The 25375-nt window shown below is 38.8% G+C and carries 22 protein-coding genes; 9 read left to right on the top strand and 13 right to left on the bottom strand.

Annotation, left to right across the window (positions count from 1 at the left end):
• Window positions 1-42: 42 nt before the first annotated feature.
• Complete coding sequence (locus U0R11_RS01460; protein WP_166374875.1) at window positions 43-1275, bottom strand: isocitrate dehydrogenase (NADP(+)); 1233 nt, start codon at window positions 1273-1275, stop codon at window positions 43-45.
• Between the two features lie 136 nt (window positions 1276-1411).
• Between U0R11_RS01460 and purU the strand changes: the two genes are divergently transcribed.
• Entirely contained in the window at window positions 1412-2245 is an 834-nt protein-coding gene (gene purU / locus U0R11_RS01455; RefSeq protein ID WP_406749466.1) for a formyltetrahydrofolate deformylase, read from the top strand.
• 55 nt (window positions 2246-2300) lie between these two features.
• Window positions 2301-3635 (top strand): signal recognition particle protein, encoded by a 1335-nt coding sequence (gene ffh, locus U0R11_RS01450; protein ID WP_109322127.1) that lies wholly within the window; start codon window positions 2301-2303, stop codon window positions 3633-3635.
• A 54-nt stretch (window positions 3636-3689) separates the two neighbouring features.
• On the opposite strand, the gene U0R11_RS01445 is transcribed toward ffh, so the two are convergent.
• The 3 genes from U0R11_RS01445 to def form a co-directional block, all read right to left on the bottom strand.
• Window positions 3690-4097, bottom strand: a complete 408-nt coding sequence (locus U0R11_RS01445) for a hypothetical protein (protein WP_406749465.1) — start codon at window positions 4095-4097, stop codon at window positions 3690-3692.
• A gap of 174 nt (window positions 4098-4271) precedes the next feature.
• Window positions 4272-6707: a phenylalanine--tRNA ligase subunit beta gene (pheT, locus tag U0R11_RS01440; RefSeq protein ID WP_406749464.1), complete on the bottom strand. Its 2436-nt coding sequence runs from the start codon at window positions 6705-6707 to the stop codon at window positions 4272-4274.
• A 6-nt stretch (window positions 6708-6713) separates the two neighbouring features.
• Entirely contained in the window at window positions 6714-7286 is a 573-nt protein-coding gene (def, locus tag U0R11_RS01435) for a peptide deformylase (RefSeq protein ID WP_406749463.1), read from the bottom strand.
• Window positions 7287-7442: 156 nt separating this feature from the next.
• Here def and U0R11_RS01430 point away from each other — a divergent pair, with 156 nt between their 5' ends.
• The 3 genes from U0R11_RS01430 to bioB all read left to right on the top strand — a co-directional run bounded on the left by U0R11_RS01430 (window position 7443) and on the right by bioB (window position 10998).
• A complete protein-coding gene (locus tag U0R11_RS01430) occupies window positions 7443-8060 on the top strand; it encodes an inorganic pyrophosphatase (protein WP_109322131.1) in 618 nt (205 codons plus the stop codon).
• A 93-nt stretch (window positions 8061-8153) separates the two neighbouring features.
• Complete coding sequence (gene sppA, locus U0R11_RS01425) at window positions 8154-9929, top strand: signal peptide peptidase SppA (RefSeq protein ID WP_406749462.1); 1776 nt, start codon at window positions 8154-8156, stop codon at window positions 9927-9929.
• A 49-nt stretch (window positions 9930-9978) separates the two neighbouring features.
• A complete protein-coding gene (gene bioB, locus U0R11_RS01420; RefSeq protein ID WP_406749461.1) occupies window positions 9979-10998 on the top strand; it encodes a biotin synthase BioB in 1020 nt (339 codons plus the stop codon).
• Window positions 10999-11046: 48 nt separating this feature from the next.
• Here the strand turns inward: bioB and tnpA are convergent, their stop codons facing one another.
• The 8 genes from tnpA to U0R11_RS01380 all read right to left on the bottom strand — a co-directional run bounded on the left by tnpA (window position 11047) and on the right by U0R11_RS01380 (window position 17889).
• Window positions 11047-11442, bottom strand: a complete 396-nt coding sequence (gene tnpA, locus U0R11_RS01415) for an IS200/IS605 family transposase (protein ID WP_406749460.1) — start codon at window positions 11440-11442, stop codon at window positions 11047-11049.
• 201 nt (window positions 11443-11643) lie between these two features.
• Window positions 11644-12072 carry a GNAT family N-acetyltransferase gene (locus U0R11_RS01410; protein WP_406749459.1) on the bottom strand — a complete coding sequence of 143 codons (429 nt, stop codon included), beginning with the start codon at window positions 12070-12072 and terminating at the stop codon, window positions 11644-11646.
• A 138-nt stretch (window positions 12073-12210) separates the two neighbouring features.
• Window positions 12211-13788, bottom strand: coding sequence for a ribonuclease Y (gene rny, locus U0R11_RS01405; RefSeq protein ID WP_406749458.1), 1578 nt, complete (start codon window positions 13786-13788; stop codon window positions 12211-12213).
• Between the two features lie 57 nt (window positions 13789-13845).
• Window positions 13846-14136 (bottom strand): cell division protein ZapA, encoded by a 291-nt coding sequence (locus U0R11_RS01400; RefSeq protein ID WP_406749457.1) that lies wholly within the window; start codon window positions 14134-14136, stop codon window positions 13846-13848.
• A complete protein-coding gene (locus U0R11_RS01395) occupies window positions 14133-14462 on the bottom strand; it encodes a hypothetical protein (RefSeq protein ID WP_406749456.1) in 330 nt (109 codons plus the stop codon). Before U0R11_RS01395 ends, U0R11_RS01400 begins: the two co-directional genes overlap by 4 nt.
• Before the next feature lie 13 nt (window positions 14463-14475).
• A complete protein-coding gene (locus U0R11_RS01390; protein ID WP_406749455.1) occupies window positions 14476-15978 on the bottom strand; it encodes a lipopolysaccharide biosynthesis protein in 1503 nt (500 codons plus the stop codon).
• A gap of 88 nt (window positions 15979-16066) precedes the next feature.
• The gene (locus U0R11_RS01385) at window positions 16067-16834 is read right to left on the bottom strand and encodes a LytR/AlgR family response regulator transcription factor (RefSeq protein ID WP_406749454.1); all 768 of its coding nucleotides are present in this window, start codon (window positions 16832-16834) and stop codon (window positions 16067-16069) included.
• A 2-nt stretch (window positions 16835-16836) separates the two neighbouring features.
• Window positions 16837-17889 (bottom strand): sensor histidine kinase, encoded by a 1053-nt coding sequence (locus U0R11_RS01380; RefSeq protein ID WP_406749453.1) that lies wholly within the window; start codon window positions 17887-17889, stop codon window positions 16837-16839.
• A 158-nt stretch (window positions 17890-18047) separates the two neighbouring features.
• On the opposite strand from U0R11_RS01380, the gene U0R11_RS01375 reads away from it, so the two are divergent.
• Entirely contained in the window at window positions 18048-19850 is a 1803-nt protein-coding gene (locus U0R11_RS01375) for a family 16 glycoside hydrolase (RefSeq protein ID WP_406749452.1), read from the top strand.
• Window positions 19851-19863: 13 nt separating this feature from the next.
• Window positions 19864-21729, top strand: coding sequence for a hypothetical protein (locus U0R11_RS01370; RefSeq protein ID WP_406749451.1), 1866 nt, complete (start codon window positions 19864-19866; stop codon window positions 21727-21729).
• Window positions 21730-21788: 59 nt separating this feature from the next.
• On the opposite strand, the gene U0R11_RS01365 is transcribed toward U0R11_RS01370, so the two are convergent.
• A complete protein-coding gene (locus U0R11_RS01365) occupies window positions 21789-22166 on the bottom strand; it encodes a DUF1573 domain-containing protein (RefSeq protein WP_109322144.1) in 378 nt (125 codons plus the stop codon).
• Window positions 22167-22330: 164 nt separating this feature from the next.
• Between U0R11_RS01365 and U0R11_RS01360 the strand changes: the two genes are divergently transcribed.
• Complete coding sequence (locus U0R11_RS01360; RefSeq protein WP_406749450.1) at window positions 22331-24751, top strand: alpha-ketoacid dehydrogenase subunit alpha/beta; 2421 nt, start codon at window positions 22331-22333, stop codon at window positions 24749-24751.
• 65 nt (window positions 24752-24816) lie between these two features.
• Window positions 24817-25375: 4Fe-4S binding protein (locus U0R11_RS01355; protein WP_406749449.1), on the top strand; the 559-nt coding region annotated here is incomplete at its 3' end.

Here is a 25375-nt window from a genome sequence, read left to right as displayed (position 1 = left end):
CGAATGTTCGCGAGTCTTTTGATTTATCTTGAGCAAACAGAATTATTTTCCTAAAGCCGCTTTTAAATTTTCATCTAAAGCAGTTAAGAATTCTTCTGTGTATAAGTAATGCTCACCATGTTGAACTTTGTTTCCATGGATACATACCGCTAAATCTTTCGTCATTTTACCAGACTCCACTGTTGCTACGCAAACTTTTTCTAAAGTTTGGCAGAAATTAATCAAAGCTTGGTTGTTATCCAATTTACCACGGAACTCTAAACCACGTGTCCAAGCAAAGATGGAAGCGATTGGGTTGGTAGAAGTTGGTTTTCCAGCTTGGTGATCACGGTAGTGACGAGTCACTGTTCCGTGAGCCGCTTCTGCTTCCATTACTTTACCATCTGGAGTAATCAAGACAGAAGTCATTAAACCTAATGAACCAAAACCTTGAGCTACCGTGTCCGACTGAACGTCGCCATCGTAGTTCTTACAAGCCCAAACAAAATTACCATTCCATTTTAAGGCAGAAGCCACCATGTCATCAATCAGACGGTGCTCATACACAATACCTTTGGCATCGAATTGAGCCTTGTAATCTGCTTGGAAGATTTCTTCAAAGATATCTTTGAAACGGCCATCGTATTTTTTCAAGATGGTGTTCTTCGTAGATAAGTAAAGCGGCCATCCCTTGCTCAAAGCCATGTTAAAGCAAGAGTGAGCAAAACCACGGATAGACTCATCTGTGTTGTACATGGTTAAAGCTACACCATCGCCTTTAAAGTTATACACTTCAAAAGTCTGAGCATCACCACCATCTTCTGGAGTGAAAGTAACCGTTAATTTACCTTTTCCTTTAGTAACAAAGTCTGTTGCACGGTATTGATCACCAAAAGCGTGACGACCAATCATGATCGGAGCAGTCCAGTTAGGAACTAAACGAGGCACATTGGCACATACGATTGGCTCTCTAAATACCGTTCCATCCAAGATATTGCGGATAGTACCGTTTGGCGACTTCCACATTTGTTTTAAATCAAATTCAGTTACACGAGCTTCATCAGGAGTGATGGTAGCACATTTGATACCTACACCATATTTCTTGATGGCTTCAGCAGCCTCAATCGTTACTTGGTCATTGGTTTCATCACGGTATTCTACACCTAAGTCATAGTATTTAATATCTACATCTAAATAAGGTAAGATCAATTTATCCTTGATGAATTTCCAAATGATTCGGGTCATTTCATCGCCGTCAAGTTCTACGACCGGGTTAGCTACTTTAATTTTTTCCATTGTTTAATACAAGTATATGATGTTACGTTCTTAAAATTACCAGACTACGTCTTGATAATCCTGCAAAGGTAAAGACTAAATCTTTTTTACTCCATTATTTCGGGCTAAATTTGAAGAATTTACGAATAAATTTTTCATGGAGACGATTATTAAAATTGCTTGTAGGGATGAGAAGGGTTTGGTTCATAAAATTACGGGCATCTTGTATGAACAATTGGTTAATGTAACTCAAACCAATGAGTTTGTAGATGAGGAGTCGGATCGTTTTTTCATGCGTATCTCCTTTACTGGTCCATGCGATTTAGCCTTGGTTCAGGAGCGATTAATTTCCATGTTACCCAAGCAAGCAGAAGTGGAAATCATTCCGCCGAAGCAAAAGCGGGTATTAATTTTAGTGACCAAAGAGCACCATTGTTTGGGGGAATTATTAATTAAGTATCAATATCAAGATCTGAATTTTAAGGTTGATGCCGTGATTGGTAATCACGAAGATTTAGCCTCTTTATGCCAACAATTTCAAGTACCCTTTCATTTTATATCGGCTGGAGGTTTGGAAAGGGAAGCCCATGAGGTGTTGCTCAATCAGCAAATTGAATTTTATCAACCTGATTTAATTGTATTGGCCAAATACATGCGGATTTTAACACCGCAATTCTCTTTGAAACATAAAGGGAAGCTGATCAATATCCATCATTCCTTTTTGCCGGCTTTTATTGGGGCTAGACCTTATCAGCAGGCATTTGATCGGGGAGTGAAGATTATTGGAGCTACGGCTCATTTTGTGACAGATGATTTGGATGAAGGCCCTATTATTTGTCAGGAAATTGTTCCTGTCAATCATACATATTCAGCCAAAGATATGTCCAAGGCTGGAAAAGATGTGGAAAAAATTGTCTTGGCAAAGGCTTTGCGTTTGGTTTTAGAGGATAGAGTATTTATTCATCAAAACAAGACCATATTATTTGAATAATTTTTGCTTGAAAAAGCGTAAATTGCATTCCCTTTTTTTTAATCGATTCAATATTATGTTTGAGAATTTAAGTTCAAAGTTAAACTCTGCCATGCGTACCCTGAAGGGGAATGGTCGAATTACAGATGTCAATGTAGCGGCAACTGTGAAGGAAATTAGAAGAGCCTTGATGGATGCCGACGTGAACTATAAAGTTGCCAAGGAAATCACTGATCGAATTAAGGAGCAGGCTTTGGGTCAAAAGATTTTGATTTCGGTGGAGCCGGGTCAATTGTTGGTGAAGATTGTGCATGAGGAGTTGACTCAATTGATGGGTGGACAAAAACAAGAAATCAATCTAAAGGGCGATCCTTCTGTGGTATTAATTGCTGGTCTTCAAGGTTCGGGTAAGACCACATTCTCTGGAAAATTAGCTCAATACATTAAAAAGGGAGGTCGTCAGGTTTTATTAGTAGCTTGTGATATTTACCGTCCTGCGGCGATTGATCAGTTGAAAGTGTTGGGTGAGCAAGTTGGGGTAGAGGTGTATGCGGAACCTGAAAATAAAAATGCGGTTAGCATAGCAGAGAATGCTTTGTCTTATGCCCGTAAAATGGGTAAGAAAGTCGTGATTGTGGATACCGCTGGTCGTTTGGCTGTGGATGAAGCGATGATGAATGAAATAGCTGCGGTAAAAGCAGCGATTAAGCCCACGGAAATTTTGTTTGTGGTGGATTCCATGACGGGTCAAGATGCGGTAAATACAGCCAAAACCTTCAATGACCGTTTGGATTTTGATGGGGTAGTATTGACCAAATTGGATGGTGATTCACGAGGTGGTGCGGCATTGTCTATTCGCCAGGTAGTAGAGAAACCTATCAAGTTTATTTCTACTGGTGAAAAGATGGAGGCTTTGGATCAGTTTTATCCTGATCGTATGGCTAACCGTATTTTGGGTATGGGCGACGTACTTTCTTTGGTAGAAAGAGCTCAGCAGGCATTTGATGAAGATGAGGCAGCTCGATTGAATAAGAAGATTCGTCAGAATAATTTCTCTTTTGAAGATTTTTATGCGCAGTTGCAGCAAATTAAGAAGATGGGAAATATCAAGGATTTGATGGGCATGGTTCCTGGTATGGGTCAAGCTGTGAAGGATGTAGATATTTCCAATGATTCTTTTAAACCTATTGAAGCGATCATTCAATCCATGACCTTGAAGGAGCGTCAAAATCCAGATATATTGAACCCTTCTCGTAAAAACCGTATTGCGGTGGGTTCGGGAACTTCGATTCAGCAGGTCAATAATCTGTTGAAGCAATTTGAAGATATGCGTAAAATGATGCGCATGATGAATAAGGTGCAGGATGGCAAGATGAAAATGCCTAACATGGCTAATATGATGAAGCGTTAAGCTTCGCAAGAATTATAGGTAGAAAGGGAGCTTTGGCTCCCTTTTTTTGTGGGTTTAGGCAGGGGGATTTGTTTCTTGGATTTCGACAAGATGGGTTAATGCATCCATCATATAGGTAATTGGAGAAAAGATGAGAAAGGCATAGGCCATGAATTGGGAATTGATTTTATAAGCCATGGGGAAACCAATGGCCATGATAGCCAAGGTGAAACGGGGAATTTTATGCCGCATTAATGCTATTTTCAGGTGAATGGACTTGTTATTTGCGGGTATAATCAGTGCTTTTGATTTGATTAGGCCAAAAAATACTAATCGTAATTTAAAATGGCCGTAGCTTTTGGATAAGGCCCATAAAGAGATTTCATCTTGTAAAGGGAATTTAATACCATCAACTTCCAATTTGGTTGGTATGATATGAGTAAAGTAGGCTGGTATTTTATGAAAATAAAGAATTGTATTCATTGCATTAGTGGTTTTAGCGCAAAGGAGGTAATATCCAAGCTTTTGCTAGGAAACGTTTTTAAAATGTCAAAATAGGAATTTTTTTTTAGAAAGAATTAAGGATAAATAAATTATAAGTTTACTGATAAAATTTTATCAGTAAACTTATAATTTACATAAAAGCTGTTTGGGAAATTACTTGCGTATGATAGCTCCTAATTCCTTTTCAAATCGTTGAATGAATCGCTCCATCGTGGAGTCAATCACCTTGTCGGTCAAGGTTTGAGTTTCATCTTGTAAGATGAAACTAATAGAATAGGATTTCTTGCCTTCTCCTAAATTTTTGCCTTCATAGACATCAAAAAGGGCTATTTGTTTCAAGATGTTTTTTTCTGTTTGTTCCGCTACGCGTTGAATCGCTTGGAAACTCACTTCTTTATTAATAACCAAAGACAAATCACGACGAACCTCTGGGAACTTAGTAATTTCTTGGTAAACAAAATCTGTTTTCTCCTGTTTTACCCAATAATCCCAGTCGAAATCTGCCATGAAAACATCTTGTTTTACATCAAATTTCTCTGCTAAATTCGGATGAATCATGCCAAGTTCTAGGCAACTTTTCTTTTGTACTGAAATGCGTAATCCATAGGCAAATACAGAAGAGCCTTCAATGACCTCTGTGTCAAACGGCTTGTTGCCTAAGTGTTGCATGACTGCTTTACACACTTGAAATAAATGATATAATTGCGTTTTTTGTGGAGCATGATCCCATGTTTCCCCCTGCCATAATCCTGTGGCATATAACGTGGCATGGCGCTTCTCGATGTATTTGGCTCCTTTTTTATGGTAGGTTTTACCAAACTCTACTAATTTTAAATCCTTCTGACGACGGTTGATATTATGTGCCAAGGCTTCTAATCCATGAAACACCATGTGCTGACGCATGACGCCTAGATCCTCTGAAAGTTTATTTAAAATCTCAACAGATTCAAAGCTTAAATCCTTTTCAATCCAAGTATGAAACTCTGCTTTGGTTAGGGAATTGCTAATGATCTCTTGAAATCCTTTGGCCGCCAATTGATGCCCAATAGTTTGTTGAACTTTCTCTTTATCCAGCGCTGGAAACTCTGAAATGAAATGAGCACTTAAATGCTCCGACAATGGGATATTATCCAATCCATGGATGCGCAAAATTTCTTCAATGACATCCGCTTCTCTAGTGACATCCACTCGATAGGCAGGTGCAATAGCCGTAAAACTAGAAGGGCTTAAATGGCTTAATTTAAAATCCAGGGCTACTAAAATTTCTTGAATACGCTCAGGCGCTAATTCAATTCCCATGATGGAATGAATGCGCTCATAGGTCATGTCGATATGTGCCAACTCAGGTTGGTTGGGGTAGTAATCTATTAATTGAGAGGCTACTTTCCCACCGGCCAATTCTTGAATCAAGATAGTAGCATATTGTAAGGCCAGTAATTTTGCTTCAATATCAGTACCTCGTTCAAATCGGAAGGAAGCATCTGTTTTTAGGCCATGAACTTGAGATGATTTACGTATACGCTCGGGTCTAAAATGAGCCACTTCCAAAAATACTCGGCTTGTGTTTTCTTGTATGCTGGAATTAGAACCACCCATGATACCTGCTAAGCCTATTGGGCCGGCAACATCACAAATCATGATTTCTTCTCCATCTAATTTACGTTCAATGCCATCTAAGGTAGTAAATGAAGTTCCTGCAGCTAAAGATTTGACGAATAGTTTTTGACCATTAATTTGCTCCCAATCATAGGCATGCATGGGTTGGCCTAAGCCGTGACAAATGAAGTTGGTGATGTCGACAATGTTATTGATGGGACGTAAACCAATCGCTTGCAAACGATCTTTAAGCCATTCTGGAGATGGGCCAACTTTGACTTGATCTAGGCTAATGCCGCAAAAACGCGTACAACCATCATCTTCAATTTGAACTTGAATGGGGAAAGTATTATCACTTTCTTGAAATGAACTAACATCAGGTAATTTGATGTCTAATCCACTAACGGCACGTATATCCCTAGCCACACCCCAGTGAGAAGCAGCATCTGCTCGGTTAGGTGTAAGGCCGATTTCTAACACTAAATCCGATTGAATGTTGAAATAGGTAGTAGCAGGAGTACCGTTGGCTAGTTGTGTTTCTAAAACCAAAATGCCATCATGCGAATCTCCAATGCCTATTTCATCTTCGGCACAAATCATCCCTTCGGATACTTGACCGTATACTTTTCTTTTCTCAATGGTAAAAACAGGCTTACCCTCTTTGTCATACAAAGTGGTACCTGGAGTGGCAACAATTACTTTTTGACCTTGGGCTACATTAGCTGCTCCACATACGATTTGAAGTAATTCTTCCTGTCCTACGTCTACCGTAGTGGCACTCAATGTTTTTTCTTTGACTTGGAATTTTTCACAGCTGATGACTTCACCCACCACAAATCCTTTTAATCCACCAGGAATTTGATCATGCGCTTCAATGCCTTCTACTTCTAATCCTGTATTGGTTAACAAGACATCCAGTTCTTCTGGACTACCTTGCTGAGGCAGTTGTGATAAGTCTATAAAATCGTTAAGCCAAGTTGTTGAAATCTTCATATTCGATTACCTAGGGAATTTCATTTTATAATCCACAGAAACTTTTCCGCGGGTGATATCCGTTAATTTATTTTTGATTAGGCGCTTTTTGACCACATTTAAATGGTCTGTGAAAAGGATGCCTTCGATATGGTCATATTCGTGTTGAATGATTCGAGCGGCTAAGCCTTCAAATACTTCTTCTTTTTCTTCCCAGTGCTCGGTATAATAGTGTATTTTAACATATTCTGGTCGCCATACTTCTCCTCTAATACCTGGGATGGAGAGACAACCTTCTTCAAATCCCCATTCTTCACCGGTTTCATCTACTATGGTTGGATTGACGAATACTTTTTTGAAATCGATTAAAGAGGAGTCTATATCTTCCTCTTCTTCTCCTTCATTCATGGGACGACCATCTACCACAAAAAGGCGAATATCTTTGCCGATTTGAGGAGCGGCTAAACCTACTCCGCTTGCCGCATACATGGTTTCAAACATGTCGTCGGCTAAGGTGATTAAATCAATACTGCCTAGTTCGATGTCTTTAGCAATCTTCCTTAAGACAGGGTCACCGTAAGGTATGATGGGATATATCATGGTCAATGGAATTCAAACTGCGAATTTAACTAAATTAAATGGAATGCCCGCTAAACCTTTGTGCTTTGGAATGTCTAAACAGGACTGATTTCAGCATATTTTTTGTAATTTTGTAGGATTAAAACCTGAGTAGCAATTTAACCCAGAAAAAATACCATGAATAGAAACTTCTTTAAGGCGCACCCTTGGCACGGAATTCAAATTGGAGATCAAATGCCTGAATTGGTAACGGCTTTTATTGAAATTGTACCTACGGACACCGTTAAATATGAAATAGACAAACAAACAGGCTATTTGAAGATTGATCGTCCTCAAAAGTTTTCCAATATAGTACCAGCCTTATATGGCTTTTTACCTCAAACGTATTGTGCCGAAGGAATTGCGGAGTTGGCCAGAAAATACTCTGGAAAAGACATTTTACAAGGTGATGGTGATCCCTTAGATATTTGTGTGTTATCAGAACGTGCCATCACACATGGCGATATTTTATGTCAAGCGATTCCTATAGGAGGAATTCGTATGATTGATAAAGGAGAGGCTGATGATAAAATTATTGCCGTGTTGAAAGATGACCCTATTTATGGTAAATGGAGAGATATTTCTGATGCACCTAAGGACATCGTTCAACGATTAAGGCATTATTTTTGGACTTACAAAATGTTGCCTGGTGAAACGAGTTCTTTAGCTGTGGATATTGATGATGTATATGGTAGAGAGGTGGCACATGAAGTGATTCGTCAATCGAGAGAAGATTACCGTAAAAACTTCGGATAGTCATATCCCCGTTGTTTGTGAGAATATTCCTTTGAACATAATTTGTGATGGATTGTTATGTATTGACACCAAATTCGCAAAAAATAAATAGATATGTGGCAATTTGTTAAATACACACTGGCAACCATTGTAGGAATGTTTTTATTTCTGCTGGTAAGCATTTTTCTAGTGGCTGGGATAGGTTCCGCCATGAGTTCTTCTGATTCAGAATATGAACTTAAAGAAAATTCCATTTTGAAATTGGACCTAAATCGACCGATGGCTGAGAATGCTTCGAACGAGGATAATCCTTTTTCTGATTTTCCCAATCCGTTTTTTTCTAGTACAGAAAAAATTGGACTTATTCAGATTATATCAGCCTTGGAAAGAGCGCGTGTTGATGATAAAATCAAAGGTGTTTATTTAGATGTAAGTTTTCCCATAGCGGGTTATGCACAGTTATCAGAAATACGTGATGCTTTAGAGAAATTTAAGAAGTCAGGAAAGTTTGTATATGCGTATTCCAATTCGTATTCTGAAAAGGCTTATTATTTAGCATCTGTTTCGAACCAATTGTATTTAAATCCGGCAGGCTTATTGGATTTTAATGGAATTTCGGTTCAGTATATGTTCTATAAAAAGGCTTTTGATAAGTTGGAAATAGAACCTTTGGTGTTTCGAGTTGGAACGTATAAATCAGCTGTTGAACCTTTTATTCGTGAAGATATGAGTCCCGAAAGTAAGGAGCAAAGTCTGTCGTTCATTCGTTCGATCAACCGGGTCATATTCAATAAGATTTCCCAAAGTAAAGGTATTTCTGTGCCTCGTTTGGACCGTATTGCTGATAGTTTGCAAGCGATGAATCCAAATAAAGCAGAGAAACTAGGAATGTTAAAATTGAGTTATTGGGATCAATTTGAATCACTTTTAAAGAAGGCGGTAAAAATTGGCGATAAGGAGAAGTTGATTATGGTGAAATTGTCGGACTATCTACATGCTAAAAACCCAATTCCAGAGGTGGAAGGCACGAAGAAGATCGCCATTTTAGTTGCAGAAGGAGAGATTGTAGGAACGCGTGGAGGAGAAGGGTCCATTGGTTCGGATGATTTTGTGAAGGAACTTCGCAAATTGAGGGATAATTCATCGGTGAAAGCTATCGTCTTGCGAATTGATTCACCAGGAGGATCCTCATTGGCTTCTGATATTATGTGGAGGGAGATCTTATTGGCAAAAAAAGTAAAACCTGTGATTGCTTCTATGTCGAATTATGCTGCCTCAGGGGGATATTATATGGCAATGGGAGCTGATGCCATTGTGGCCCAACCTACTACAATAACGGGTTCCATTGGCATATTTGCTCAATGGTTAAATTTGGACAATTTCTTTAAGAATAAATTGGGTATAACCCAAGATCACGTGAATACCCATGAACATTCTCATTTCTTAAATTCCGCTGGTAAATTAAGTGATTTTGAGAAATCTATTATTCAGAATATGGTGAATGAAGGCTATGAGAGTTTTACCAGCAAAGCAGCCGCAGGAAGAAAAATGTCCTTGGAAAAATTGAAGTCCATTGCTGGCGGCCGCGTTTGGACAGGAGAGCAAGCTAAGAAAATAGGTTTAGTGGATGAGTTAGGAGGATTGGATAAGGCCATAGAACTAGCTGCTCAAAAATCAAAATTAAAAGCAGGAGAATATAAAGTAGCGGTATATCCTAAAGCCAAATCGTTTTTCGATAGTCTGTTAGAGTCTGCTACTTCTTCGGATGCGATGGAGATGCGTTGGGCAAAATCAAACTTACCTTGGGCAAAATCGGTATTTGAATTAGATCGTTTGAAGAAGCGTGAAGGCTTTTTAACGATATTGCCTTATATGATGGAATTGGAATAGTGTTTCGTGTTAAAAGATTTTCAAAGTATCTTTGAGTAAAATTTAAATTATGATTCGTACTAATTGGACCCGTGCCGAAGTGGAGGCCATTTTTAATCAGCCATTTTTAGACTTGGTATATCAAGCGGCAACTGTTCATCGCCAATATCATGATCCAAATGAAGTGCAGATTAGTACTTTGTTATCTATTAAAACGGGTGGTTGTCCAGAGGATTGTTCCTATTGTTCTCAGGCAGCTCGTTACCATACCAATGTAAAAGTTCACAAGTTGCTGCCTTACAATGAGGTTATTGAGGCTGCATTGCGGGCTAAAGAAAATGGGAGTTCTCGTTTTTGCATGGGTGCGGCTTGGAGAGAAGTGAGAGATAATTCAGATTTTGATAAAGTGATCGACATGGTGAAGGGGGTGAATTCTCTCGGTATGGAGGTTTGTTGTACGTTGGGCATGTTGAGCGAACAACAAGCTGAACGATTAAAAGAAGCAGGTTTATATGCCTATAACCATAATATTGATACCAGTGAGGAGTATTATGAAGATGTGATTTCTACCCGAACCTATGATGAACGTTTAGAAACATTAGGAAATGTTCGTAAGGCAAAAATTTCGGTATGTTCAGGTGGTATTATTGGTATGGGAGAAAGTGTCGATGATCGTATTGGGATGTTATTGACTTTAGCCAATTTGCCAGAGCACCCAGAATCTGTTCCTGTAAACAATTTGGTGCCTGTAGAGGGCACTCCATTTGAAAATCAAAAGACAGCCACAGTTTGGGAATTGGTTCGAGTGATAGCTACGGCTAGAATCATGATGCCTCATTCGGCCGTTCGTTTATCAGCAGGTAGATTGGAATTGAATTTTGAAGGTCAGGCTTTTTGTTTTATGGCAGGAGCAAATTCGATATTTTCAGGAGATGTATTATTGACTACACCCAATCCAGATGCTAATTCGGATGCTGAATTATTTCAGATTTTGAGTATTAAACCGAAAGAGGCTTTTAAGGATGCGAAGAAGCAAGGTATTGAGTTCAATCAAATACCAAGTGCGCAAGGGTTGGAGCATACGCATTAGAAGTATTAGTAAGAAAATAGGAGGCCGGGATTTAAATCCCGGCCTTTTTTATTTATCAGCCATGGATTTAAATCCATGGCGAACATGCTGGAATTTTATGTAATTATATACTTTATTCAAAGCTACTTTTGAGACTGAGTATGCCGCATAACCAATCTGCCATTCAAGTTTAGTAGGGAGGGAATATTGTAAATTGATAAACCTTGAACTACTCCCTTTTATCTGTTTGATGATGTAGGAAATTGATTTTGTAGAGCAAATTGAAAATAGGCAATGAATGTGATCTGGCATGGAATTGATGACGAGAAGTTGACAATTCATTTTATCCAACTCCTGCTCAATGTGCTTAAATAAGGGGGCTTTTAATTCAGGTAAAATAAATGGTTCTCTTTTTTTTGTTGCCCATACTGCATGTATATAAATTTGAATCAACGAGTCAGACATATTCATGAATTTTAATTAATTCAATTTCATGAAAACAAAAAGATTTTACAATCTACTTTTTGATAATGAGAATAGAAGTTTCAGTTGATCGATAACAAATCATTACTTGGAATTTTAGACATTAATTTATCCAGAGAAATGGAAGAATGTACTTTGGGAATAACCGAGCGATAAATACTGAAATGGAAGTAAATTCTAGTATTAGAAGACTTTCTTCATCGTATAATGTTGAATTTCCCCAAATAATAGATAAGATTCTTTTTCTATGACATAGCCTAAGTTGCTGTAGAATGGTACAGCATTTTCACGTGCTTCCAATATGATTTCTTTCCAATTGTTTTCTGTCGCCTTCTGCTCTAAAAAATTCATCAGAAGTTTTCCAATCCCTTGACCCTGGTGTGAACTTGCCACGGCTACACAGCGAACTTGCCCTTGTTGAGGACTTGATTCATGCATCCTAGCAACTCCTAGTACAAGATTTTTTTCAATAGCAAAGGCATGAATGGCAGTCGGATCATCGGAGAGATGTTCTGTACCTAAAGCTTGATTCCATGGTTCTCGTAATATCTTGAATCGAAGCTGAAAATAAGCTTCCCATTCTTCTGAATTTTGTGGACTTCGAATTTCCATGTTAAATTTAAAAATGGGGGTAAAATCTAACGCTGTCAAGGTTTCAAACCTTGACAGCGTTGGGTAAAACTACTCGAATTCAGTCCATAAACCAATCAGTAAATTGATATTTAAATGAAATAATCAATCGTTTGGTTTTTATTTGGCAAAATTAACGGCACGCATTTCACGAATAACCGTTACCTTAATTTGTCCTGGATATTGCATTTCCTTTTCTATTTTTTGAGAAATATCAAAAGATAGATTCGAAGCCTTTTCATCACTCACGTTTTCTGAGTCAACCATAATTCGTAATTCACGACCGGCCTGAATCGCATAGCATTTTTGAACACCATCAAATGATGTAGCTAAGGCTTCTAAGTCACGCAAGCGCTTCATATAAGACTCCATCATTTCTCGGCGAGCTCCAGGCCTAGAACCTGAAATAGCGTCACAAACTTGAATGATTGGCGAAATCATGGATGTCATTTCAATCTCATCATGGTGAGCACCAATGGCATTACAAACTTCTGGATGCTCCTTGTATTTTTGAGCCAGCTCCATACCTAACAAGGCGTGAGGTAATTCAGGCTCTTCATGCCATACTTTTCCAATATCATGTAATAAACCTGCCCGCTTGGCCAACTTAGCATTTAAGCCTAATTCAGCCGCCATAGTAGCACATAATTTGGCTACTTCACGGGAGTGTTGCAATAGGTTTTGACCATACGAAGAACGGAAACGCATGCGTCCAATCATCTTAATTAACTCAGGATGTAAACCATGAATACCTAAATCGATAACCGTTTTTTCACCGATTTCAATGATCTCATCTTCAATATTCTTTTTAGTCTTATTCACTACTTCCTCAATGCGAGCCGGGTGAATACGCCCATCTTGAACCAAACGGTGCAAAGATAAACGTGCAATCTCCCTACGCACAGGATCAAAGCCTGAAATGATAATAGCCTCAGGAGTATCATCCACAATGAACTCAACACCTGTTGCTGCTTCTAGAGCACGGATATTTCGACCCTCACGACCAATGATTTTTCCTTTAACGTCATCCGACTCTATGTTGAAAACTGATACACAGTTTTCAATCGCATTTTCAGCAGCTGTACGTTGGATAGTTTCAATAACCACCTTTTTTGCTTCTTTTGTTGCCGTTAATTTGGCTTCTTCTATCGCTTGTTTTACCAAGGAACTGGCCTTACTTTCAGCTTCAGCTTTTAAAGCATCCATGATTTGTTGGCGTGCCTCATCAGCAGATAAGCCCGCAATTTTTTCCAATTGACTAATCTGATTGGCTAACATAGCCTCTGCTTCTAGTCGCTTTTTCTCAACATCCTCTAATTTCTTACGGTAATTTTCTTCTTTGGATTGCAAGCTTTGCTTTTGAGATTGGAGCTCTTGATCTGCTTGTTTTTGTTGTTCTTGTTGCAGAACCAATTGACGTTCTTTTTCACGCAATTTTTGCTCATTTTCAACCAAAATCCCTTTTTTATTTTGGGTATCTTCTTCAAATTCAGCACGTAAGCGGAGGAAGTTTTCCTTGGCTTCTAACATTCGGTCTTTCTTGAGATTTTCGGCAGAAATTTCTGCGTTTTTGATGATATCTTCTGCCTTTCTTTTGGCATCATCTTCTATGTTTTTATTCACTTTAGAAAAGAATACTTTTCCAGTAAATACACCACCTGCTAAAAAAACGATGGCTATAACTATTTCTATTATCATGGAACCTGTGGGTTTATTTACATTGGTTCCGTCCTTACTGAATCAAGAAAAAGGGGTTTATATGGCGTAAATTTCAGTCAATTCTAACAATTGCTTGTTTTCATTCAGTATGTTGGATTCCAATGAACGTTGCTGTTCGTCGAACTTAATGCCACACATGGCTAAATCCAAAGCGACCAATGCCATCACAGCACTTGGGTCTGAACTATTTGTCTGTTGTTCATAGTATTTAACCAATCTGTTTACCAAATTTGCTGCATTCCTAACACATGCTTCCTCTTGTGGATCAACCTTCATGGCGATGGATTGAATGCCCAATATTAGGTTACATGGTAAGTTTTGGCTCATGGTTGACGCAATTGCTCAATACACTGATCTATTTTTACGATATATTCGTCTAACTTTTCCTTCAGTTCAGCAGTCGGTACCGCTGTGTTATCTGTATTAACTACAATTTTAACAATTTTATCTGATTTTTTAAAGTTTTTCTCCAATTCTTTTAATCGCCGTTGCGACTTGTTGAGTTCCTCAATTTTGAGGTCTAACTTATCTTGAGCAAATTGTAGTTGCTCCTTTAATTCACGTATCATGCCTTCATTTTCCTGCAAACGAGTGACCATCTGACTAAGTTTTAGTCGAAGGCTCAAGTATTGCATTTTAATGTCTTGCTTCATGAATCGAAGTGAATTAACTCGTTTTTATCTTGGGCTTCCCACCTTTCCACTGGAATTCCTTTACAAGGAGAAATAGTAAAAGTAGAGATAATCCCGCATTTTGGGTAAAGAACAGGGGTATAGGAATTTGATTTAAATACTTTCCGGAATAAATGGCTAATGCACCTAAACTTATATAGACCAATGCCTCCATCCAGCGATAGGGCGTTGGGTCAAAATACTGCCCTCCTAAATAACACATCAAGGTCATAATGACACTGGAAAGAAGAAATGACCAAGCACAAGCCATGTAACCATAAGTGGGGATCCAATAGATATTGCCTACCACCGTAACAGCCAATCCTACCAAGGTTATGATCGTTCCCATATAGGTTTTATTGGTCTGCTTGAACCAAATCGACTGGGTATAATATATGCCCAAAAAGAGGTTGGCCAATAATAAAATAGGGACCACGCCAATACCCTCCCAGTAAATCGCCTTTTTCAAAAATAGTTGCTGTATCCAAAAGAGATTAGAGGAAACCCCCACCCACAACAAGGTACAAACAATCACAAACCAATGGGTTACTACAGCTAAATTCTCCTTGTTATTGACATTATTTTTCTTTCCTAAGAAAAAGGGTTCCGCCGAATATTTAAAAGCCTGAATCGCCAAACTCATAAAGACTGAAAGTTTATAACAATTGCCATAAATCCCCAAGGCATCTTGGGAGGTTTGCCCAGGATAAAAGCCTTCAGGTAAGTATTCTTCTAGTAATAATCGATCAAACATGACATTGAACATAGCCGCTAAGCTCATGAACATAATGGGATATGAATAGACCCACAAGGAGGTAAATTCTTTCCAATCCCATTCCCAGCGATATGCCTTAAATTCAGCTCCTAACCAATAAAATAAACTGGCGTTGGCAATTAAGTTGGCCATGAAAATATAACCGGCGCCAATGGATGGATCGTATAAATCGCGTAAAAAGTGCGGCCCAATGTCACCCCAAATGCCATCATGCAGCGGTTTTAAACCAACTAAAAAAACAAGGTTTAGCCCCACATTAATTAAAATCGATATGATTTTAGCTAATACGAATTTCTTGATCTTTTGTTCCAAACGTAACTTGGCAAAGGGAATAGCCGTAACGGCATCAATGGCCAAAATCAATGCCAACCACTTTAAAAAGACTCCTTTCCCTGCATAGCCTAATTGTGCCATCAGCGGGTCAGAAAAGAGAAATAGTATCAGCGTAAATAATCCTGAAGTGACAATTATCGCTGATAAAATCAGGTTGTAGTATTTTTGAGGAGCCTCTTTGGCAAAGCGAAAATAAGCCGTTTCCATGCCATAGGTGTAGACAATATTGGCGATGGCCATATAGCCATAAAGCTTGACATTAATCCCTAATTCAGCTGGCAAAAATGCCCAAGTATGTACAAATACCAGTAAAAAATTTAGCGAACGACCAAGAATGGTGCTGAATCCGTAAGAAAGGGTTTCGCCTGCTAATTTTTTGAGTATAGACATAGGTTGATGTTACCAAAAACCAAAGTTACATTTTTTACTGAGGAATGCAGGATGCCTCTAAGAGAATTAAGCGCTTCGATTGACCTGCTTACTGTTTTTGATAACCAATGGTTTGGTAGAAATGCTCCGCATAGTTTTCACTCAGTGGGATGTGATTTTCTCCAATCTTTATTTTTTGGTTGCGGATGGATTCCACTTTTTTCAAGGAAACAATGAACGATTTATGTATCCGAAGGAAATCAGTGGAAGGGAGTTTCTCTTCAATCGACTTCATGGTCATCCGACAAACAACTGGGAATTTCTGCGTTTTTAAATGAATCTTGATATAGTCTTTCAAGCCTTCAATGTATAAAATATCATCCAACATGATTTTCATTAACGAATAATCAGCATGGATAAAAATATATTCTAATTTAGTGGTTTCCGAGCTGTGTTGGCTCGTGGATTTCTTACTTTTAAAGAAATCTAAGGCCTTATTGGTAGCCTTAAGGAAACGTTCAAATGAGATAGGTTTTAACACATAATCAACTACATCCAAATTGAATCCTTCAATCGCATATTGTTGATAGGCTGTCACAAAGATCACCATGGGCTTTTGAGTCAATCCTTCCAAAAATTGAACTCCTGTTAAACCAGGCATTTGAATGTCCAAAAAGATTAAATCAACAGGGGATTTTTGTAGGTATTCCATGGCCTCAAAGGCATTACGACAACGAGCCTCTAGTTTCAAAAAAGGAATTTTGGCGATGTTATCTTCCAATAAATCCAAAGCCAAACTCTCATCATCCACCGCTATACAACGTAAAACGGTCGAAGAAACTTCCGTAAATTTTTCGTTTGATTCCTCTTCTGACATCATTATACGTGTTGGATTTCTAATTCAATCTGGTAATATTCTCCTTCTTCAGTAATCTTCAATTGATGCTCATTAGGGTAAAGTAATTCTAATCTACGTTTTACATTGGTTAAACCAATGCCCGAACTATCATCTTTTTTCTCACTTTTTTGTGAACTTACTTTATTTCGTACGCCAAAGTACAATTTTTCCCGATCATCCAGTAACGTAATTTCAATGATGGGGTTTAGCACCATACCCACTCCATGTTTGAAAGCATTTTCCACAAAGGGAATCAACAACATGGGTTCAATGGAATTAGGCGTATCAGTCAATTTATGATTAAAGGTAATCTCAATGTCATTACCAAAACGGATTTTCTGCAACTCAATGTAATTTTCTAAATAGACCATTTCTTTACTAATCGCTACCTTGGCATCCGTTGTCTCGTAAATCATATAGCGCATTAACTCCGATAATTTAATCACCACCGACTCCACCATTTCGGGTTTTCTTCTGGATAATGAGACGATGCTGTTTAACACATTGAACATGAAATGCGGACTAATCTGAGATCTTAAAAACGATAATTCAGATTTCAGGCGCTCATTTTCTTCTTCTTTTTGAATTTCCTTTTCTTTCAAATTATCCGATAAGAATCGATAAGAAACGCCAATGGCAACAATAAATAATAACTGAAATATTGTCCCCATAAAAGGACCTCTTCTAAATCCGACACCTCGTCCTTTGACGTGATCAGAAATAATGATGAATTCTTGTAATTGATAATATACCCAGATCATACCGGGGATAGCGATAGAAAGTAAAATCAAGTAAAGTATAATTCCCTTTTTCTTTAAAATTTTAGGAATAAGAATTTCCGTATTTAGATAAAAAAATGGGATGTTACTGAAAGCAAAGGCAACAAAAAAGTAAGTCCAAGAATTATAACGTTGCAATGCTTGAGGATCAGTGGTGTTTGGACTTGGCCGCATCCAATATGGTAAGGCCAAGAAACATGCCCAGAATATGACATGCAATAAAATGGGTTTAAATCTAAAAATTTTATTTGGCATCGTTTTTAGGGTACATGGAATCCAAATTAACTTAATAATTCTTATATTTCTCATAAATTTTCTACCATATTCCCAATTGTGCCGATGAAGTCGGCAATTGATTTTTCGGTAGAAAGAAAATTTAAACCATAGATTACCCAAACCTACAATTAAAAAAAATGAAAAAACTTTTCCTCTTACTGTTAATGCCTTGTGTAACATGGGCTCAACAGGAGATTCCTCTCAATGACCTAGTGGCATTTGATCAACCCAGCACCAATTGGACCATCGAGCAAGCCATTAAGGCTAATTATACGGATACTTCCTTTCAAGTGAGTCCGGGAAAAGGGATCTTAGTCAATACCTTAAGAAACGGCAAATACAAGCGCTCAGATGATTTGAAATTTAAATTAAATCATGGCGATATACGTTTGATTCTTGATTTTATGCTTCCTAAAGGGGCGAATTCAGGAATCTATTTACAAGGCAGATATGAAGTACAATTGTTGGATTCTTACGGTAAAAAACAACGTATGAAATTTGGCGATTGCGGGGGTATTTATGAAAGATGGGATGATGCTCGAGGCAAAGGAAATGAAGGGTATGAAGGATATGCTCCAAGACAAAATGCCTGTAAGGCACCTGGGTTATGGCAAACCATTGAAATTGATTTTCAAGCACCTCGCTTTGATGCCAACGGTAAAAAAATCAAAAATGCTATTTTCAAAAAAGTGATTTTGAATGGGATTTTAGTTCAAGAGAATATAGAAGTCTCTGGGATGACCCGAGGTGCACTGTTCGAAAAAGAGGCCGCTTTGGGCCCCATCACCATTCAAGGAGATCATGGTCCGATTGCCTTTAAAAACTTACGGTATGAAACATACGAAAAGCCAACGATTAGCTTAGGGAATATGAATTATACCTATTACGAAGGAGTATTTACCAATTTACAAGCGAATAATGCCACACCTTTATTGAAAGGTAAAGCCACCGAAATTACCGGAAAGACCATCAAAGTTCAAAAGGATTTTTTGTTGGTGTATGAAGGTGAATTGAATGTTCCAGAGTCGGATTCCTATGAATTCATTACAAACTGGACAGGAAAAGGTCGTTTGGAAGTGGATGGACAAGTGCTGAACCAAGGAGATTATTGGTATTCAGATCGAGTAAGTCATGCTAAAGAATTGAGTGCAGGGAAGCATCAGTTTAAACTAAGCTTTAGCAAAGATTTCTCTTGGGGGAATAAGGCTTTGGGCTTATTTGTCAAGCGCATTGGTTCACATCTAGTTGCATTGCACGCCCGCACATCATTACCTGACCCAGAAGCCGTAGGATTAATTGAAGTTAAAGCAGATTCTGAACCCGTTTACCAACGTTCTTTTGCTTTTCATCAAGGAGTCAAAAAGACGCATGTCATTCATGTAGGGGATCCTTCAGGTGTTCATTATTCCTATAATTTAAATCAGGGAGCCATTTTGCAAGTATGGAGAGGGAAATTTCTTAATGCTACTCAAATGTGGGAGAATAGAGGAGAGCCCCAAACTTCCGAGCCACTGGGTTTAAATCAAGTCTTAGACGGTAAGTTTCCTTTGGTAACTAGTGGTCAAGCACAGCCAGATTCTGTTAATATAGGTCAGTGGATGTATAAAGGCTATCGGATTCAGCAAGGTAGACCTGTTTATTTGTACCAATGGAACAATGTTATGTTAGAAGATCATTTAGTACCTAATTCTGCCGGAACGGGTTGGACTAGAACGCTCAGCTGGAAGACTGCCCAAGGAACAAATCCATCATTTGAGCTAGTCTTAGGAACCAGTGCTTCGGTGGTCAAAGTACAGCCAGGTTTGATGAGTTTCGATAGGAATCAATATTTCATCCAATGGAATGGTGGTCCAGAATCGGTTCAAAGTCTCGCCAATGGAAAGCAACAAGTGCGCATTCCGGTTACAGGAAATAGTATTTCATATCAAGTGATTTGGTAAACCTTATTTTAACATGAAACATACAGTTAGCATCTTATTATTATTCATTTCAAGCTTGGCTTGGGCTCAAAACCCCGGAGCAAAAACCGAAAAGGATTTTTATGAAATAAAAACCTTACCGATTCCACAAGATATATACTTAGAAATCGGAGGTATAGCAACCATGCCAGATGGTCGTTTGGGTGTCAGTACCCGTCGTGGCGAAATTTGGATTATTGATAATCCTTATCAAAAAGAAAGCCACCAAACCTATTACCGTCGATTTGCTAGTGGAATGCATGAAATTTTAGGCTTAGCCTATAAGGATGGGGCATTTTATTGTTCTCAACGAGGAGAATTAACCAAAGTAACAGATACGGATCGGGATGGCGTTGCAGATCGTTATGAACCTATTTATCAATTTCAACTTTCTGGAAATTACCATGAGTATACCTATGGCCCAGTATTTGATAAGAATGGAGATATGTGGGTTACACTGAATTTAGCCTGGGTAGGTTTTGGAGAAGGTAAATTTTCTAAATGGCGAGGTTGGTTAGTGAAGATTAGTCCAGATGGGAAATTGGAGCCTTTTGCTGCAGGTTTACGCTCTCCAGCAGGGTATAGTATCAATCTAGATGGAGATATTTTTTATGGTGAAAATCAGGGCGACTGGGTTGGATCGGGTCGAGTAACACATTTAGCTAAAGGTGACTTTGCAGGAAATCCTGGAGGTTTAAAATGGGCCAAAGAGCCCAATAGTCCTTTTAAGTTGAGTTTGGAGGAAATTCCTGACAATGGTTCACCCATGTTTGAAGCAGCTAAAAAAGTAAAAAACTTGAAGCTTCCAGCGGTTTGGTTTCCTCATGCTATCATGGGTATTTCGACATCCGATATTCTACAAGATACGACAGGAGGTAAATTTAGTCCATTCCCAGGGCAATATTTTGTGTCTGACCAAGGACAGTCTAAAGTGATGCGCATGGGCTTAGAAAAAGTGAATGGTGTTTATCAGGGTTTCTGTATCAATTACCGGGAAGGGTTTCAGTCGGGAATTTTGAGAGAGCGATTTGGATTGGATGGAAGTATGTTCGTGGGCATGACTTCTAGAGGTTGGGGTTCAACCGGTAAAGATGATTTTGGCCTACAGCGTTTGGTATGGAATGGAATAACTCCATTTGAAATTAATATGATTGAGGCGCGTACGGATGGATTTGAAATTAGCTTTACACAAGCTATAGATGTGAATTCTGTGAAAAAAGCGGCATCTTATGCTTTGAGATCTTATATTTATAAATACCATCACCAATACGGAAGTCCGATCGTTGATGTGAAAGATTTGGCGATTAAAGGCATTGTTGTTTCTGCGGATAAAAAGAAAGTTCGTATCGTTTTGGATCAAATTCGCCAATATTTCATCCATGAGTTTAAATTGACTGGTGTGAAAAATGAGGCAGGCGAGCTTTTATTGCATGAAACGGCCTATTATACCTTAAATCAAATACCTTCAGGAGATAAAGTGGTTTTAAATGCATCGACCAACCCGATTGTAGAAAAAGTGGTCATCGAGAAAAAGGTTTCTCAATTAGAAAAGACTAAGACAACTACGCTTATATCTGATAATGAGGCCATGGCTTTATTGAAGAAACATACCTGTGTGGCCTGCCATGCTAGGGAAGAAAAATTAATAGGTCCTTCGTTTACGGATATTTCCAAACGTAAATACAGCGATAAGCAAATTTTGGCATTAGTCTATAAGCCTAATCCTAAAAACTGGCCAGATTTTGCTACGGAAATGGCTCCTATGTCGCATGTGCCAGCCAGAGACGTGTTGAAAATTGCTTCTTGGATCAATGGCTTAACTCAGAAGAAAGCCAATGATGCCCTGATTAATCGGGACTAAGGCATAAAAAAAGTCTCCTGTTCCAACAGGAGACTTTTTTATTGGAGATAAAATAGCGGTTAAGCTTTCGGTTTAACAGAACCCGAAATCATCAAAATGATTTGGGAAGTAGAACCATTATTTATCACTGTAATTGTTTTGCTGAAGTTTCCTGGTCTACCTGTTGAGTTGTAAGACGCAGTTACTTTACCCGTTTTGCCTGGCATGATGGGTTCTCTAGTCCAATCTGGAGTAGTACATCCACAAGAAGGCTGAACATTGGAAATAACCACTGGGGCATTACCTGTGTTGGTGAATTCAAAGCTGTATGTTGCTTGAACTCCTTCGGCAATAGTACCGAAATCGTGCTTTTCTTTTTTGAATTTAAGAGCTCCTTGGGCGTTGGATTGAAATGCAAAACCTACTAGCAAAGCCAAAATACCAATTAATTTTTTCATGCTTTTTCGTTTGAAATTTTTCAATGTATGTATAGCAAAGCTATAACAAAGCAAAGATTCAGCAAAAGATTTCGCTTATTTTTTATCGAAGAATTGAAGTACTCAGTATTTGGCTCACGATTATTTTATCGTATTTTTACCTCGTAAATTTTAACAAATCTCCTTTGATTCTACCAAAGCCAGCCCAATTTTCACGTGTTGAGATTGAATTCAATCCAGACAAAGTGTTGGAAGATTACCGTTTGGCAGTCATCAGCAGGCAATGTAGCCTACTGGTTCGAAAAGAAGTTTTTTCTGGTCGAGCTAAATTTGGTATCTATGGCGACGGTAAAGAATTGTGCCAAATAGCCCTTGCACGTTCCATGCGATTGGGTGATTATATATCAGGTTATTATCGGGATCAAACCATTGGAGTAGCGATTGGGGACTTAACATGGCCGCAGTATTTTGCTCAATTATATGGACATCCGGATCGGCAATATGATCCTCATTCGGCGGGCCGACAAATGAACAATCACCATGCGACACGTTGGCTGGATGAGAAGGGAGAATGGCTTGATCAAACGAATCAATACAATTCTGTAGCGGGAGTTTCGTCTACCGCTATGCAAATCCCCCGTTCTTTGGGAATCGCGTATGCCTCTAAAATGTACCAGTTTAGAGCGGATTTAGCGGAATTTAAAGAACAATTTTCCAAAGACGGGAAAGAAGTATGTTATACAACCATTGGTGATGCTTCTACCTCGGAAGGGATGTTTTTTGAATGCATCAATGCGGCTGGAGTTTTACAAATTCCTATTGTTTTTTCTGTTTGGGATGATGGATATGGTATATCTGTCCCTATTGAATATCAAACCACAAAATCGTCCATTTCTAAAGTATTAGCTGGTTTTCAGCGAAATGATCAAGAAAAAGGTTTGGAGATCATCCAAGTGAAGGCTTGGGATTATCCAGGTTTGATGCAGGCTTATCAACAAGCTGCTCGATTAGCACGTGAAGAATTTGTACCTTGTTTAGTTCACGTGATTGAATGTACCCAGCCTCAAGGGCACTCGGCTTCTGGTTCTCATGAGCGTTACAAATCAGCCGATCGATTGGCATGGGAGCATGAAGTGGATTGTAATGTATTGTTTCGTCAATGGGTGTTGGATCAAGGATTTGCTAGTGAAGAAACCTTAAAAGAAATAGAAGAAGCTGCCGTCTTGGAAGCAAGGAAGTACCAGAAAGAAGCTTTTGCGGCTTACATGGCTTCCATAGAACCAGATAAAAAAGCATTTTTACGGGTAGCTCAAAATTTAATGGAATCGACCAATGAAGGGAGTCTATTATCCCCGATTTTGGATGAATTAAAACAGCTTCCATATCCGATATTCAGTGATTTAGTGCGGGCAGGAAGAAAAACGTTACGGGCGTTTCGTGTCTATCAAGGGCCAGCCGTAAAATTGCTAAGAAAGTGGTTAAGTGAATTAGAGGAAAGAAATCGTCGGAGATTTAGTTCACATCAAATTAGTGAATCTCAGCATTCTCCTTTGCTAATTAATGCGGTTAAACCCATTTATAAAAAAGAGGCAAATTCGGTGGATGGTCGAGAGATTTTGAACAAAAGTTTTGCTCATTTTTTAGAAGATCCTAGAGTATTTATTTTAGGAGAAGACGTAGGTAAAATAGGGGATGTCAATCAAACTCTTGCGGGCTTACAAGAGGTATTCGGAGATTTGAAAATTACAGATACCGGGATTCGAGAAATTAGCATTGTAGGTCAAGGGATTGGAGCCTCTATGCGAGGCTTGAGGCCTATTGTGGAAATTCAATATTTGGACTACATTTTTTATCCATTTCCTATCTTATCTGATGATTTAGCTTGTTTACACTACCGTACAGCAGGAGGACAAAAAGCCCCCATGATTCTACGAACCCGTGGCCATCGTTTGGAAGGTATCTGGCATTCAGGTAGTCCCATGGCTGTGTTAATCAATGGATTGAGAGGAATACATTTTTGTGTACCTAGAAACATGACTCAGGCAGCGGGCATGTATAGAACCTTATTAAAAGGAGATGATCCAGGTATCGTGGTGGAATGCTTAAATGGGTATCGCCTGAAAGAAGCAATGCCAGAAAACTTGTATGAAATTACTGTACCCTTAGGTATTCCTGAAGTATTGCGAGAAGGAACTGATATTACCATTGTGACCTATGGTTCCATGTGTCGCATTGTGATGGAAGCATCAGAAACCTTATCATCGATGGGTATTTCTGTCGAGGTAGTTGATGTCCAAACTTTGTTGCCATTTGATCGAACACAAAGTATATCGGCTTCCATTCAAAAGACACATCGGGTGCTTTTTGCGGATGAAGATATGCCTGGCGGAACAACAGCGTACATGATGCAAGAGGTCTTAGACAAACAAGGAGCTTTTGCTTGGTTAGACACCCCAGCGCGTTGTTTAGCAGCGCCTCCACATCGTCCTGCTTATAGTTCAGATGGGGATTATTTCTCTAAGCCCAATGTAGAGAATGTGGTTGATACCATCTATGAAATGATGCGAGAGTCTGATCCAGGGCTTTTCCCAGCTATATATTTCTAATGAATTCGTCCCTAGCCCTTTATTTTCAAAACATTAAATCCGCGATCTCAAGTACGCGGAAGGGCTTGGCATTAACATGGAAGCATGCTTGGAATGCCAGGAAACAAAGAACAATTCAAAACGTCCAAAACCCGGATTACTTCAAGTCGAATGAAGGGGTTTTTACTTTACAATATCCACACCAAGAAATTCCTACACCCGTCAATGGACGGTATCAATTGCATAATGAAATGGACGATTGTATTGTCTGTGACAAATGTGTCAAGGTCTGTCCAGTGGATTGCATTGAAATAGAACCCATCAAAGCTACAGGTTTGGTTGGTTATACTTCCGACGGTTCTCCTATTCGCCTATATGCAGCTAAATTCGATATCGATATGTCGAAATGCTGTTTTTGTGGGCTTTGTACTACCGTATGTCCTACCGAATGTTTAACCATGACATCGGAATATGATTTCTCCGTATTTGATGTCAAGGAGCACAATTTTTCTTTTGCTAATTTAAGTCCTGAACAAGCAGCTGAAAAGAAACAATTGTATGAGCAGTTTGTCGCAGAAAAAGAAGCCTTGAAACAGGCGAACATTTCTTCGGTAGAGACAAAAAATGAGGAAGGTACCGCTGCGG

It is taken from the genome of Aquirufa salirivi (assembly GCF_045310485.1).
GTDB classification, from domain to species: Bacteria; Bacteroidota; Bacteroidia; order Cytophagales; family Spirosomataceae; genus Aquirufa; species Aquirufa salirivi.
Note: the sequence above shows the minus strand (reverse complement) of the source record. Positions and strands in the feature narration are given on the sequence as shown.